Here is a 257-nt window from a genome sequence, read left to right on the forward strand (position 1 = left end):
ATCCCACTAGGAACCGTTAATGATTTCGCTAGATCTTTGGGCATACCCTTGAATCCCAATACCGCCAGTGAGATATTAAAGGACATGCATATTAAGGAATCGGACATAGGGAAGATCAATGACCGTTATTTCATGAATGTGTTGGCAGTAGGGGCGATCGCTGAGGCCACCTATAATGTATCCGTAGACCAAAAAACCCGTCTGGGGTCTTTTGCATATTTCATTGAAGGAGCAAAAGCGATGATTAAAAAGAATCC

At 42.8% G+C, this 257-nt stretch carries 1 protein-coding gene; it reads left to right on the forward strand.

What is annotated here, in order from left to right; all coding sequences use genetic code 11:
- On the forward strand, positions 1-257 hold a 257-nt coding region (locus SB773_RS32930), incomplete at both ends, for a diacylglycerol/lipid kinase family protein (RefSeq protein ID WP_410594620.1).

Origin of the sequence: Bacillus sp. SIMBA_074 (assembly GCF_046534555.1) — a bacterium.
GTDB classification, from domain to species: Bacteria; Bacillota; Bacilli; order Bacillales; family Bacillaceae_G; genus Bacillus_A; species Bacillus_A mycoides.